The sequence below is a fragment of the Solibacillus sp. FSL K6-1554 genome (genome assembly GCF_038005185.1).
Taxonomy (GTDB): domain Bacteria; phylum Bacillota; class Bacilli; order Bacillales_A; family Planococcaceae; genus Solibacillus; species Solibacillus silvestris.
Genome location: NZ_JBBOSS010000001.1, coordinates 3745001 through 3759435 on the forward strand (window position 1 = coordinate 3745001; position 14435 = coordinate 3759435).

The window sequence follows — 14435 nt, forward strand, 5'->3', positions numbered from 1 at the left end:
ACTTGCTGATTTCTTCTTCAGCTTTCGCTGTTCCGACATCCTTTTTCGTTAATCCTGCTGCCTCTAATACAGCTTCAGCTAATTTATAACTTTCGGGATGGATACCTGTAGCATCTAACGGATTTTTAGCATCTGCAATACGCAAGAAACCAACTGCCTGCTCGTATGTTTTAGCACCTAATCGCGGGATTTTTTTCAGTTGGGCACGAGATGTAAATTGGCCGTTTTCACTACGCATTATCACAATATTTTCTGCAACAGTTTTTGAGAGTCCAGATACATATTGTAAAAGGGAGGCCGAAGCTGTATTTACATCTACCCCAACTTGGTTTACCGCTGTTTCCACAATAAATGTCAGTGATTCTGCGAGCTGCTTTTGGGATACATCATGCTGATACTGCCCTACACCGACAGCTTTCGGGTCAATTTTAACAAGCTCGGATAATGGGTCTTGCAAACGACGGGCAATCGATACAGCACTCCGTTGTTCCACCTGTAAATCCGGAAACTCCGATCGCGCCACTTCAGAAGCCGAGTATACGGAAGCCCCAGCCTCGTTGACAATAACATATGCAATGTTTCCATCTGCTTCTTTCAGTAGTTCTGCAATAAATTGCTCTGTTTCTCGTGATGCTGTCCCATTACCAATTGCAATAATACTAATCGGATATTTTTTTAATAATGCCTTTACTGTCGCTTTCGCTTTTGAAGGATCCGACGTAGTGTGGGGATAAATAACACCAACCTCAATCATCTTACCTGTCTCATCCACTACCGCCAATTTACAGCCGGTTCTGTATGCAGGATCTACACCAAGTACCATTTTACCGCGCATTGGAGGCTGTAATAATAAGTTGCGGAGATTTTCTGAGAAAATATGAATTGCCTGTGTTTCTGCTTTTGATGATAGTTCTGCGCGCAGCTCATTTTCAATAGATGGTTTAATTAAACGTTTATAGCTATCTGCAACTGCCAATTTCACTTCGTTGACAGATGGACCTACATAATTTCTAGGTATAAAATGATTTTCCATTTGAGTTGTCGCTTTATCAATCGGAACTTCAATCGTTGCACGAATCACTTCTTCCTTTTCACCGCGGTTTACCGCCAGTATACGGTGGGGTGCAATTCGATGAACAGGTTCTTCATATTCGTAATACATTTCAAATACTTGTTTTTCATCTTTTTCCGCATTTTTTAATGTTGTGACAAGCTTGCCTTCTCGCCAAGATAGTGTGCGTAATTTTTCACGAATTGCGGCATCATCCGCAAATCGCTCTGCTAAAATATCGCGTGCGCCCGCCAATGCTTCTTCAATCGAAGTAACACCTTGTTCTTCGTTTAAATAAGGAGTTGCCATTTGCTCCATCGTCCGCTTTGTATACTTTAAAAGCTCTTCAGCTAACGGTTCCAAGCCACGTTCTTTTGCAATCGTTGCTTTTGTACGACGCTTTTGTTTAAATGGTCGGTACAAATCTTCCACACGCTGTAAAACAGTTGATGCTTGAATAGCAGTTTGTAGTTCTTCCGTTAATTTACCTTGCTCATCGATTAAACGCAGCACTTCCTCTTTCCGTGTTTCGAGCTGCTGTATGTAATGGTAGCGGTCTTCCACTGCTTTTATTTGAACTTCATCAAGAGAACCTGTCATTTCTTTTCGGTAACGGGCGATAAAAGGTACTGTGTTACCTTCTTCCAGTAGCCCAATAACTGCTTTTGCTTGCTTTGGCTCTACTTTTGCATCTTTCGCGATTATTTGTAACATTTTTTGTTGATCCATTATGCCACTCCTTTGAATTTAAAACTTTCTTTTAGTGTACCATTCCATTTGTATTGTTTCCCAAAAAAAGCGATGAATTTATGCATGAAAAAGAGCCTACTAATCTATATTAGTAGACTCTTAAACTTTATAACGAGACGCCGCCGCTTGCTGTGATGGCATCTTGTAATTTTTTAATGGCTTTACGTTGAATTCGCGAAACGTGCATTTGGGATATACCGAGTCTCTCCCCGGCTTCCTTTTGACTAAGCTGTTCCAAATATGTTAACTGGATAATTTGTCGCTCACGTTCATTTAATACATTCATCGCATCAGCTACAATCATTCTGCGGTTTGTCACTTCATAGCCTGTATCTTCTCGACCCACTACATCAAATAACGTTACCGTACTGCCATCAGAATCCGATTCGATTGAATGATCCATCGATAGTGCCTGATAGCTTCGTCCCATCTCCATCGCTTCCAATACGTCCTCATCCTGTACTTCTAAATATGTCGCAATTTCAGTAATAGATGGGGAACGTTGTAAGGACGTCGTTAATGCTTCGACAGCCGCCTTGATTCTAGGTCCCAATTCTTTAATACGTCTCGGAACATGCACGTCCCAAGTTTTATCACGTAAAAAACGTTTTATTTCACCTACGATTGTCGGAACAGCAAACGCCTCGAAACTTCTGCCAAAAGAAGGGTCAAATCGTCGGATCGCACCTAATAAACCAAGCATCCCTACTTGTACAATATCATCATAATAAGATTTACCATGTGAATATTTGCGTGCAATCGACTCGACTAACTGCTGATAATGGAGCACAAGGTTAGTTTGTGATTCTTCACAGCCGCTCGCCTGATATTCTGCAATCCAATTTAGCACTTCTTCTTTTGATGTATTTTTAGGTAGTGATTCTTTCGACATTCCCTTTCACCTGCTCTCTCGAGACATACTTTGTCATGAAAACAGTGACGCCACCTTCGTTATTTAATTTCACTTCGTCCATTAAAGTCTCCATTAAATAAATCCCTAATCCACCTTCACGTAATAGTGCTACGTTTTCATTTTCATGATATGGACCAACTTTTGATTTAATCTCTTCAAAGTTAAAGCTGACACCGTAATCTGCAACCATTATTTCGATCTTGTCCTCAAATAACGCACAGCCGATCACAACTTCTCCTTCCTCGTTTGCTTTATAAGCATGGTGTACAACATTTGTCACCGCTTCACTTGTAGCAATTTTTAAGTCCTCAATTTCATCATAAGTAAACCCAACTCGCATCGCTAATCCTGAAATTGTTAGCCGGATTACACTTACATATTGCGATTTGGCAGGCACTCGAATTTCAATATAGTCAAATGCTCTCATCATTTCAACTCCAATTCCTCATCAATCTCAATACTCATTAATTCACTTAAACCTGTAATTTCAAACAATCTAACCAAACGATTCGATAAGTTGACTAATTTTAATGATGCATTTTCTCTCGTAACTTTTTTATAAAATGCAACAAATATTCCTAATCCTGTACTGTCCATATAATTTACTTTTGATAAATCTAATTCGATTTTTCGGCCTTCCACAATTTGAACAGTCTCTAACTCTTCGCGTAAAATCGGGGCTGTATACGTATCAATTTCACCCTCGATATAGCCTTTTAATACGTTTCCATCTTCTCTAAATTGAACATTAACATTCATTATTAGACACCTCCATCTATAAACCTAATTACTTTTCCCCAATGTACAGGAGTTCAAACATAATTATTTATTTATTTTTTAAAAATAACAACCGTAAAATCATCTTCTAATTCAAAATCCGGCAAGTTTTTCAAATAGGTGTACATTTCCTCACACATTTTCTGAGCTGAAAGATGGTTACAGCTTAATGCCAAATTCTTAATCACATCCCGTGGATCCAGCTCTCCTTGCTTGCGAAAATCCGTTACCCCATCTGTAATCATAATGATAAAATCATTATCCTCCAAATGAATATCATACTGTGGATACGTAACTTCCGGCATGACACCTAACAATAAACCTTTTGACTCCAAATCAAAGAAAGTGTTTTTACGAGCATTATAATATATAGCAGGTTCATGTCCAGCTGACCCATATGTAAATTTGCTTTCTTTAATATTATATGTCCCGTAAAACATCGAGACAAACATACTATCATCAACACTTTTTTCAATAATGCGGTTTAACACTTCCAAAATGTATGATGGATCTTTCGTTGCATACTCAAGTGTATCTAGCCCGTACTTAACCATCGACATACAAAGGGCTGCTGGTACACCTTTTCCGACAACATCTGTCACTGCTACACTAACAACTGAGTTATTGTTGTTTAGAAAGTGAACATAATCACCATTCATTTTGCGGATTGGTACAGATAGCATCCCAATATCAATCTGATTCAACATGGGTACTGTTGTTCTGAGAATCATATTCTGAATTTTTGTAGCAACATTCATCTCCATACGCAGTTCTTCTTGCTGTTCCAGTAAACTTTGATGCTCCTTTAAAGTTAAACCAAAGTGTACCATAATCTCAATTAGAAAATCATAGCTATGCGAAATATCTTCTGGTAGATCTGGATAAATTTTCTCTATCGCATATTTGTGGATATTGATTACTTCTTCTGGAGCTACTTTTTTTTGGATTAACTGTCGAATGAAATTTTGGCCTATATACAAATTTCGCTCAGTTTGGTTGGCCAAAAAATCCGATAATATTTTTTGATATTGAGTTTGCAGCTCTTTCAAATTTTATCACATCCTACTTTACCCATTTTTCGATAACTATTGTCGTACCGTTCCCTACATTGGATTGGATGTCCATTGTATCCATTAGTCTCTTGACTCCTGGCAGACCCGCTCCAAGCCCGCCTGAAGTAGAATAGCCGTCTTCCATCACCTTTTTCAAATTACTAATTCCTGGTCCTTTATCTGCCGCTATTATGCGAAGGCCAACTTTCTCTTCATTACTAATACGCTCTATCGTGACTTCCCCGGATCGGGCATATAAATAAATATTTCGAGCCAGTTCGCTTATCGCCGTCGTAATTCGAGCCTGATCTACCGCGCCAAAGCCAATTGCTTTCGCCTCATTACGTCCAAGTTGGCGTGCAGCTACAATATCCCATTCTGTTACAATCTCTACGGTAGATTTCGCATTCATCATAGTGCCCCCAATTTCCTACTTTTTCTTTCTATGGAGTTAACGTACAGTATCAATTTTTTGAATTATTAATCTTTTACATTATACCATATGTTATCCTTGTAGTTTAGTTGGATATAAATTTTAAACCATTTTTTTGATATATTTATAATTTTAAGGAAACTACCACAATATTGCATGATTACAGTTTACTATTTACCTCAAAATTATAAGGTACTTTGATTTGTAATAATAAAAAACACCGAAACGAAATGTTTCGATGTTTTTTTATGTATTAAAATTTTACGAGTCCTAAACTAATATTAAGAGCTATATCTACTTCTTGCATTAGTTTCGCATCTAGCTGAGTAATACGATCTGTTAATCGTGATTTATCAATTGTACGCAATTGTTCAAGCAAAATTACCGAATCACGCTCAAAACCATACTTTTTCGCATCGATTTCAACATGTGTAGGTAACTTTGCTTTTTGAATTTGCGCAGTTATTGCAGCTATTATGACGGTTGGACTAAAGCGATTTCCAATATCATTTTGAATAATAAGAACGGGTCTAGTCCCGCCCTGTTCTGACCCTACCACAGGTGATAGGTCAGCAAAAAAAACGTCTCCACGTTTTACAATCAAATTGTCATCCCCCGCTTACGAGACGCTCCACCATATGTTCCGCTTCATACTCTGCATGCAAGCACTCACTGCAAATTGTCAGATTAATTTGCGACATTTCCACATAGCCCTTTATTAAAGCTTCCCGTATTTGATTTGGTTGCATATGCTTTGTATAATTTTGAGTCGCCAAATACGCCATCATATAACCATTCTCAGTATTACGCCCAAACGTTCTTTCGAATTGCGTTACTAGCTCATTTGGTATGTCAATTACTACTTCTTCTACTTCTACTAATTCCTTCGCGTACAAAACAAGCACCTCCACCGAACATCCCATTTCCCATTCATTCTATCATTGATTGACTACAATGAAAAGACAGGAAAATTAAAAAACTGACAATTCTCGCAATAAATGAATAAATTTGGACATACTTGTTTTGTATATTTGAAGTTTTTTTTAGTAATATTACATCGATTATTTATATACCCTAGGAACTCTAGCTGTAATTACACATGGCACTTCGTAATTAATTGTTTGGAGTTTATGAGCCCAATCATCTATTGTGATTTCCTCTTGCTGTTGGCAGCCTATTAGTACAACTTCTTCTCCAACATTATATGCTTCCGGGAGTAAAATCATACTCTGATCCATACAAATTCTGCCGACAATTTTCGCTCTTTTTCCTCCAACAAGCACTTCTTGGCCAGAAAGCTTTCGGATCATACCATCTGCATAGCCGATCGGTATTGTTCCGATGTAGCAATCCTCTTCTGCAGTATATGTTGCCCCATAGCCTACCGATTGACCAGCTTGCATTTTTTTAATATGTACAAGTTCTGTCTGCAAGGAAAAGGCTGGCTTAATCGGAAAAGGTAATTTTGTGCCTACATAACTTGAAGGCAATAATCCGTACATGGAAATGCCGAAACGTACCGCATCATAATGCAAAGAAGGATCTTTCACTAATGCGGTCGCTGTATTGGCAACATGAACAAGACGAGGCTTTTGTGGCAGTGCACCTAAAAAGTCCTTGAATAGGGTAGCCTGATTGTCAAAGTACATCGAATCTTCTTCATCTGCAGTAGCAAAGTGCGTAAATATTCCATCCACTAAAAAATCATCGGAAGAATTAATCATTGTATACAATTCCATTAGTTCTTCTTTAGTGGAAACACCGATACGCCCCATGCCCGAATCAACTTTAATATGAAGTCTCAGCTGATTCAACAGTGGTGTATATTGCTGTGCAAGCTGCAACCATTCTGTTGAAAATACAGTAAGAATAATATTTTCAGCTGATGCAAACGGAATAAAAGTATGTGGTGAAGCACCTAAAACTAAAATATCAATATCCTTAAAATTTTCTCTAATATGTACTGCTTCGTCCGGTGTTGCGACAGCAAGCATTGTTGCACCTGCCTCAATTGCCGTTTTTGCAACTTCGACATCTCCATGACCATAAGCATTTGCCTTTACTACAGCAATTATTTGGATTTTCGGTCCTATATAGTTTTGTAGTGAAGAAATGTTATGTGTGATTGCTTGAAGATCAATTACTGCTTTTGTTGGTCTGTAATAAATTGGAGTATTCATTTCGATTTTTACCCTCTTTTTATAAGTTTAAACTTACTGTTATTTATGTAATTTTGAGTAAATCATTTTTAAATCCGTATACGAAAAGAAATCATCTTGCGCTTGTATACGCAAGATGTCTCTTCTTAAATATAACCATAAAATACAATTTAAAAACAAGTTTAGAATTATATTTTTTTAAAACCCGATTAGTTCCGGCCCAACACGATGTTAGTCACACATGGTTTGTCACAGGATGTGATGTTTTTAGCTTAGTGGGGGATGAGCCCCCACTGATTGACGTTTACTTCATACTACTTTCCTGCACACTTGCAGCTACTTCCAGTAATTCATCCTTCGTTAATTTTGTGGAAGCGATAAAGAAGGTCATGCCATCTTTGTCCCATTGAATTGAGTTATCAGTAATAGCCCCTATTGTATAGCCTAAATCCGCCGGGTCCCCAGATACAGGCAATATTGTTTCATCGGATTGAATCGGCTGCTGCATTAGTGTAAATGGCTTTTCCCCTTCGAATGTCAAAATAACTCGTGTGTTTCCATCTTCCTGCACTTCAAACTCATCTGTCAGCTTAGTATGTGCCCAGTCGATCGTTGGGTAATATACACTAAACTCTGTGTCCACCACTTCTGCTGATGCGGCTTTCTTTTCCTCTTTTTCAGAGAATTTCTCTACCGCGTACTCTTCTGCAGTATGCTTCACACCTAATTTAATGTCGGCAAATGTAATCACGACTTGTTCTTGTAAAGATTCATCCATCACACTTACTTTTGTCGGAAGCATCGTTTTCTTATCAACTACAATTTGCTGTACCGGCAGTGCTGTTTGGTCTACATTTCGTGTTGCTACTTCAAAAGTATAGCTTGCATCATCTTCAGTCATTACCACTTTTGAATCTGAAACTAAATCATCGGCTAATGCCCCAATTATATACGCCTGACTATTTTGCTTCGGCCATTCACTTTGGAATTTATGCGTTTTACGTAATGATGGCGTGACAACAAATACACCTTCTTCATTTCGGACGATTAACTGTTGTTCTGACTCACCTTTTGGATTAACTGCAACCCGATAAAAATCTGGTTTTGTATGCCAAACTTTCACATCGTAAATACGTGGTTCTGCGCCTGTCCGAACTTCCATCGAAGCACTTAATTCATAACCTTTTGCGTCATTCCACTTCTTGTTGACATCCTCAATCACTTCATCCTTTGTAGCTTTTCCACACGCCGCCAAAAAGAGACAACAAACGACAACTACTAGCAGTCGGAGTTTCAAAGATTCACCCTTTCGATTATCTATTTCGATAAATTACTATATGAGCCAAGGTGTGCATGTATGTATTATTGCATTAAGATTACTTGAGCAGCTGCTGTCGTCCTTGTATGAGTAATGGAAATGAACCCGTTCACCTGTTCACCATCAAAGTATAAAACAGGTTTCCCTTGCTCTTCTTTTAAAATTTCTATTTGATGAAGTTCACAGCCCTTACCAATTCCTGTGCCATTCGCTTTTGAATAAGCTTCCTTTGCAGCAAAGCGACCTGCCAGAAATTCCACTTTACGTGAGTCCGATAATGTATTAAAAACGGCAAGTTCCCTTTCCGTTAAAATTCGTTGTGCAAATTTCGCCGAACGTCCTATCATTTTTTCAATTCGATCCAATTCTACTAAATCTAATCCAATCCCTTTAATCATTTAATAGCTCTCCCTTTCTTTTCCTCATTACTCCAATGTATAATAAATAAAATACGTTTTATTTTGTATCGACTTAATTGAGGTGGAACATGTTTATTCGTAGAGAAAATTTTAAACAGTACATTACGTTATATCCGGTCGTATCATCAATTATAGCAATTAATTTAATTGTTTTCGTCCTAACATTAATCCCGGGATTCGGCGAAGAATTACTTTATGCCGGTATGAGCGTCAATGGACTCATTGCAGCCGGTGAATGGTGGCGCATTATCACGTCCATGTTTTTACATGCAGGTTTTATGCACGTTCTTTTTAATATGTTCTCCCTATTTTTATTTGGTCCGGAGCTCGAGAAAATCGCCGGCAAAATGCGATTTTTAACAATTTACTTTTTAGCCGGAATTTTTGGTGTTGCTGCCACTTACGCAACACAAGATGCCTATTATGCCAGCGTAGGGGCAAGTGGAGCACTTTATGGAATTTTCGGTGCGTTCGGAGCACTTGTTTATTACACGAGACATTTATTCCCGCAGTTGAGACAAATTATATTGCCGTTAATTGTGATTAGTATTATTATGACATTTTTAACACCAAATATTAATATTGCTGCACATTTAGGCGGTTTAGTTACCGGCTTTATTTTAGGGGTTGTTTACTTTAACCCTAAAAATATGGGGCGCTGGCGCAAACAGTCCATTAAACGGGTAAAATAAAAACAGGATCCGCGAAAGTAATTTCGCGGATCCTGTTTTTTAATGTTCATACCATGTCAGTATTTTTTCCACTTCCCGTTGCTCCACATGACGTGCAGTCGCTGAAGCTCCGGCTATACCTGACATCACTATAATTTTTACAGATCCTATATTTCGCCGCTTTTGGAAATACGTTTGACTTCCTTGCGTAATTTGCACACGTTTCTTTAAAGCATAAAACGTTACACGACTTACAAGGCGCGATACAATCGTAATTTGCTGATCTTTCACCGTAAATCCGGTCGTCTTAAATTGCCATCTTCCAAGTAGAATAATCGGAACGATCAGCAATAATGACAGCAGTCCATATGGGTAAAAGAAGTAAGAAACTGCGCCGATTAACGGAACTAACCATACAAAATCAATCCGATAGAAAAAAGGCTGTGCTTTTTTCGGCGGCTGAACAATTTGGTTAACTTGAAAATCATATTCAGGAAACAGTTCTGCCAAAGGTGCAAATACTTCTTTTTTTGCAATTAGCGGAAATAAAATGATTTTCTTATCATTTTCCCCGCTAAATCCTCCACCAGCACTTTCTACCGCAACAGAAGCTAAGCCAAGCAGTTGCTGGAAAGGGTTTTCTGCCAGTTTAATTGCCTGCACCCGGTTTAACGGAATTGTCACACGTTTTTTTTCGATTAATCCTCGTGTAATAATTAACCGATCATGCTGCTTGCACACCGTAAAGTTATAATAATTTAAAAAGGTCAAGCCGACAGAAACTCCCCATGCCAGTATAAGTGCAAGAGCGATTAAAATCATAACGACTATATAGCCGTATTCCACTAAAAATGCCAACTCATCATAAATCAAGTCAAAAGGGATAAACTCCGCAAATTGGGAAAGGACAGCAAAGACGCCGGCAAGTACTACTCCCACACCGCTGGAAGTCGTCGCTAACAATAACAGCTCCGGTACTTTCATTTTGTGTAATATAACTGATGCCGGCTCTGGCTCTTCCTCTTCAGCTACTTGTACCAGGTCACTTTCAACCGGCAGTTTTTGTTTCGTTTTCGCCTTTTTCATTTGAATTTCTACTTCATCTGCCGCAGCTTTCGTTACCGCTGTCAACTCCGCTTCCGGTTTACCATCTTTACTTCCCGCCGTTTCCACTTGTACTTGTACAAGCTTGAACAACCGGTGAAAAATACCTTCTTTATAATTCAGGTTTTGAATGCGCTCAAATGGAATGTAGCGCTTTTTCTTTATAAACAGACCGTATTCCACACGGAGTTCACTATCTTCAAACCAATATACAAATGTCCACCACTTAATCAAACCGCTCACTACCGTTACCGATAAGACGATTACTAAAATAAAGAGTGGAATCATTTCGCTGAAAAATGTTTCGCTTCGATAATCCAAATTAATATTAAAGCCGTTCGCCGCAACAATGATAATGATTGGGATAAGGAGATCTTTCAATGCTTTTACTACATTGATGATTGCCGTTACAGGATGAAGTTTATATTTCTCTTTAGACATCATCTTCCGCCACCCTTGCAAGTTCAGAGATTTTTGTCCTCAATTCATCGGCGTCCTCAACTTTCAGCATAGGAATCGTATGTACTGTAGCCGCCGAAGAAATCGATATATTCGCTAACATGTATTTCTTTAATATCGGTCCCTGCTCTGTATCCACATGTTGAACACGCACCATCGGTATTAGTGTCCGTTTTACGACAAACAGGCCACTTTGAATTTCAATTTCCTGTTCTCGTACTTCATATCTCCAAATTCTCCAACGAATGCTCGGAAATACAATAACCGAAAATGCGATCGATAAGATAACCAGCGCTATGGCAATCCACATAATCCACTGCGGCCAATCAAATCGGACTGTTAAAAATACAATACCACCTGTTAAAAGAGCGATAATAAAAGTTTGAATGATTCCATATAATCGCCACACAGTTTGCGCTTTTTTAGGTAACTGAAACTTTGGTTGTTCTCTCACTTGCCCTACACCTCTTTCTCTACAGTATGCTATACGTATTAACCGTTTAAATGTTTCATTCTGCTCTAACCATTATGAAAAAACAATCCCCTTACCCTCATAGTATAGTTAATTGGTAAATTTGTTAAATAATTTATAAAGATTTTATTTCCCGGAAAATATATTTATATAAAATTTTCCACAAAAAAACACACCAACAAGAAAAATGTTGGTGTGTTTGAATAAGATTAGTCTTCACGACGTGGACGTGGACGACGATCACGAGAACCTTCGCGACGAGCACCGCCTTCACGACGACCTCCATCACGACTTCCGCTACCAGAACGGCTTCCGCCTCCGCCACCTTCACGACGGCGATCTCCTCCGCGACGGTCACCACCGCCACGGTTGCCACCACCACGGTTACGGTCATTACCGCCACGGCCACGGCCTCCGCCACCTTGTGAACGGTCACGACGCATTGGTAATGGACGCTCTTCCGATAATGATACTGGTGTAGCATCAGGTTCTTTAGTAATTGATTTAAGAGCAGCTGCTACTAAGTCAAGTGCATCGTTATTTTCCAATAACTTAGCTGCTAACTCACGGTAAGTACCTAAATCATTATTTTGAACTAATTCCACCAATGATTGCATTGCATCTTCTTGTAAGCCTACTAATGCTTCTTCAGATGATGGTGGACGTAAAGGAGTCATACGTTTTTTCGTAGTTTCTTCTACGATGCGTAAATAACCCATTTCACGAGGTGTTACGAAAGTTACTGCAACACCAGATTTACCTGCACGGCCTGTACGACCGATACGGTGAACGTATGATTCTGGATCTTGTGGAATGTCAAAGTTGTAAACATGCGTTACACCTGAAATATCCAATCCACGAGCTGCAACGTCTGTTGCGATTAAAATATCGATTTTACCTTCTTTAAACTGACGTAAAACAGAAATACGTTTCGCTTGAGATAAATCACCGTGGATACCTTCCGCTAAGAAGCCACGTAAACCTAAAGCTTGGCTTAACTCATCAACACGGCGTTTCGTACGACCGAAGATAATTGCTAATTCTGGTTTTTGTGAATCCAATAGACGAGATAAAGCATCGAATTTTTCGCGCTCTGTTGCTTTTACGAAGAATTGTTCAATGTTTTCCATTGTTAATTCTTTCGCTTTAATTTTTACGATTTCAGGATCTTTCATGAATGTCTCTGCAATTTTACGGATTGCTGGAGGCATTGTCGCTGAGAATAGTAATGTTTGGCGATCTGATGGTACGTTTTCTAAAATCGCATTAATATCATCGATGAAGCCCATGTTTAACATTTCGTCCGCTTCGTCTAAAACTAAAGTTTGCACTTCGTCTAAACGTAATGTACGACGGTTAATATGGTCTTGAATACGACCCGGTGTACCTACAATAATTTGAGGTTTGTTTTTTAATGCGCGGATTTGACGGCCAATTTCTTGACCTCCGTAAACTGATAATAATTTTACGCGCTTGTCATAACCTAATTTATAAAGTTCTTCTGAAACTTGGATTGCTAATTCGCGAGTCGGAGCAATTACCAAAGCTTGGATATTTGGATTTTTTGGATCGATTTTCTCGATTAAAGGAATACCAAATGCAGCTGTTTTACCAGTACCTGTTTGTGCTTGGCCTAAAACATCACGGCCAGCCATTGCAAACGTAACTGTTCCTTCTTGGATTGGTGTTGCTTCTTCAAACCCCATACGCTTAATAGAACGTAATGTCGATTCACTAATGTTTAATTCTGAAAAATTTGTCAAACTCTTCATTCTCCTTTTTCCTGTATAAGTTGACAAATGGTTACATTTTCAGATGAAATGGCGGCAAATTTTCGAGCCATTGTATGTGGAACGTTTCCGTTACTTAAAAATTCTCTCTGCTTCATATGCAGAGTCTCTTATATGAAAAGGAAAGCCCGGTCATTGCCGAGCGGTTCAATTCTACTGTTTCTAATTGGGTAATGCTCGTGTAAAAATAGAATAAAACCGTTTATCAAAAAAAAGTACTCTTCACCCATAAGTCTGAAGAGTCTTCGCACAAAATGTATCCATTGCTTTTATTAGTCTAACATGGGTTGTAACGGTATGCAATGATATTGCTTTGTATCAAAATAGTCAGATATTTATTACTCCATTAAAAATTGATACACTTGATCAAACCATTGCTCACAATCATCACTGTAACAAATATGATGTTTTCCACAATCTGAAATATACATTTGCTTTTGTTGCGACTGAATTTGTTGAAATAAAATATGTGCGGTTGCACTTGGTACAATACCATCCAGCTCCCCTTGTACGATAAAGGTAGGACAGTGAATGTTTTTTATATACGGTTCAGTTTTTTTCACGACCTTCATAAATTCAATCGTCGCTGATAACGGAACATTTTTAAATTTAAATTTGTACCGTGCAAACAATTCATTTTCTTCTAACTTATTGTGCACCATATCCTGGGCAATCGCTCGAATATCTTTTACTAACTGAGTAGGACTCACATACTTGGCTGCAGCACTTAGGAGTACCAACTTTTTTACTGGGTAACGTATAGATAAGTACATCGCAATGACACCACCCATTGAAAAGCCGACGACAATGACTTCATCTACTTGCTTTTTCAACTGCCGATATGCGATTTCCGCTTCCATCATCCAGTGTTCTGCTTTATAGCCTTTCATTGCCAAATTTTCTGCATCACCGTGGCCTGAAAATGTCGGAATACTTACGACCCAATCTATTCGTTGCTCTATATAATGTGCAAATGGCTGTACTTCATACGGTCCGCCTGAAAATCCGTGTAAAAATAGAACGCCGATTTTCATTAGTTCACCTGCTTCCATGAGCTGTTAGTAATT

General features: G+C 38.7%; 16 protein-coding genes (1 of these 16 cut by a window edge). 1 reads left to right on the forward strand and 15 read right to left on the reverse strand.

The window, feature by feature from the left end; genetic code table 11:
* The 11 genes from MHB58_RS18635 to acpS all read right to left on the reverse strand — a co-directional run.
* Positions 1–1780: the 5' portion of a Tex family protein gene (locus MHB58_RS18635; protein ID WP_339263310.1), read on the reverse strand. Its footprint begins 392 nt before the window's first position; only the first 1780 of its 2172 coding nucleotides appear in the window; it begins with the start codon at positions 1778–1780; its stop codon lies off the left edge, out of view.
* Positions 1781–1907: 127 nt separating this feature from the next.
* On the reverse strand, positions 1908–2693 hold the full coding sequence (gene sigB, locus MHB58_RS18640) for an RNA polymerase sigma factor SigB (protein WP_008405769.1): 786 nt from the start codon (positions 2691–2693) through the stop codon (positions 1908–1910).
* Positions 2671–3141 carry an anti-sigma B factor RsbW gene (gene rsbW, locus MHB58_RS18645; RefSeq protein ID WP_014822539.1) on the reverse strand — a complete coding sequence of 157 codons (471 nt, stop codon included), beginning with the start codon at positions 3139–3141 and terminating at the stop codon, positions 2671–2673. The genes sigB and rsbW overlap by 23 nt, the downstream gene beginning before the upstream one ends.
* Positions 3141–3473, reverse strand: a complete 333-nt coding sequence (locus MHB58_RS18650) for an STAS domain-containing protein (protein WP_014822538.1) — start codon at positions 3471–3473, stop codon at positions 3141–3143. The genes rsbW and MHB58_RS18650 overlap by 1 nt, the downstream gene beginning before the upstream one ends.
* A 71-nt stretch (positions 3474–3544) precedes the next feature.
* On the reverse strand, positions 3545–4540 hold the full coding sequence (locus tag MHB58_RS18655; RefSeq protein ID WP_339263311.1) for a PP2C family protein-serine/threonine phosphatase: 996 nt from the start codon (positions 4538–4540) through the stop codon (positions 3545–3547).
* 13 nt (positions 4541–4553) lie between these two features.
* Positions 4554–4955 (reverse strand): anti-sigma regulatory factor, encoded by a 402-nt coding sequence (locus tag MHB58_RS18660; RefSeq protein WP_014822537.1) that lies wholly within the window; start codon positions 4953–4955, stop codon positions 4554–4556.
* A gap of 274 nt (positions 4956–5229) precedes the next feature.
* Positions 5230–5580: a type II toxin-antitoxin system PemK/MazF family toxin gene (locus MHB58_RS18665; RefSeq protein ID WP_008405778.1), complete on the reverse strand. Its 351-nt coding sequence runs from the start codon at positions 5578–5580 to the stop codon at positions 5230–5232.
* A gap of 4 nt (positions 5581–5584) precedes the next feature.
* Positions 5585–5872, reverse strand: a complete 288-nt coding sequence (locus MHB58_RS18670) for a hypothetical protein (RefSeq protein ID WP_008405780.1) — start codon at positions 5870–5872, stop codon at positions 5585–5587.
* A gap of 165 nt (positions 5873–6037) precedes the next feature.
* The gene (alr, locus tag MHB58_RS18675) at positions 6038–7156 is read right to left on the reverse strand and encodes an alanine racemase (protein ID WP_014822536.1); all 1119 of its coding nucleotides are present in this window, start codon (positions 7154–7156) and stop codon (positions 6038–6040) included.
* Positions 7157–7439: 283 nt separating this feature from the next.
* Positions 7440–8432: a LolA family protein gene (locus MHB58_RS18680; protein WP_340735812.1), complete on the reverse strand. Its 993-nt coding sequence runs from the start codon at positions 8430–8432 to the stop codon at positions 7440–7442.
* A gap of 65 nt (positions 8433–8497) precedes the next feature.
* A complete protein-coding gene (gene acpS / locus MHB58_RS18685) occupies positions 8498–8851 on the reverse strand; it encodes a holo-ACP synthase (protein WP_008405783.1) in 354 nt (117 codons plus the stop codon).
* A gap of 89 nt (positions 8852–8940) precedes the next feature.
* Between acpS and MHB58_RS18690 the strand changes: the two genes are divergently transcribed.
* Positions 8941–9564 carry a rhomboid family intramembrane serine protease gene (locus MHB58_RS18690; RefSeq protein ID WP_008405784.1) on the forward strand — a complete coding sequence of 208 codons (624 nt, stop codon included), beginning with the start codon at positions 8941–8943 and terminating at the stop codon, positions 9562–9564.
* Between the two features lie 39 nt (positions 9565–9603).
* Here the strand turns inward: MHB58_RS18690 and MHB58_RS18695 are convergent, their stop codons facing one another.
* The 4 genes from MHB58_RS18695 to MHB58_RS18710 form a co-directional block, all read right to left on the reverse strand.
* Positions 9604–11088, reverse strand: coding sequence for a PH domain-containing protein (locus tag MHB58_RS18695; RefSeq protein ID WP_340735813.1), 1485 nt, complete (start codon positions 11086–11088; stop codon positions 9604–9606).
* Positions 11081–11560: a PH domain-containing protein gene (locus MHB58_RS18700; protein WP_008405786.1), complete on the reverse strand. Its 480-nt coding sequence runs from the start codon at positions 11558–11560 to the stop codon at positions 11081–11083. Before MHB58_RS18700 ends, MHB58_RS18695 begins: the two co-directional genes overlap by 8 nt.
* Positions 11561–11787: 227 nt before the next feature.
* Positions 11788–13341: a DEAD/DEAH box helicase gene (locus MHB58_RS18705; RefSeq protein ID WP_008405787.1), complete on the reverse strand. Its 1554-nt coding sequence runs from the start codon at positions 13339–13341 to the stop codon at positions 11788–11790.
* Between the two features lie 365 nt (positions 13342–13706).
* Positions 13707–14402 carry an alpha/beta hydrolase gene (locus MHB58_RS18710; protein ID WP_008405788.1) on the reverse strand — a complete coding sequence of 232 codons (696 nt, stop codon included), beginning with the start codon at positions 14400–14402 and terminating at the stop codon, positions 13707–13709.
* Positions 14403–14435: the final 33 nt, after the last annotated feature.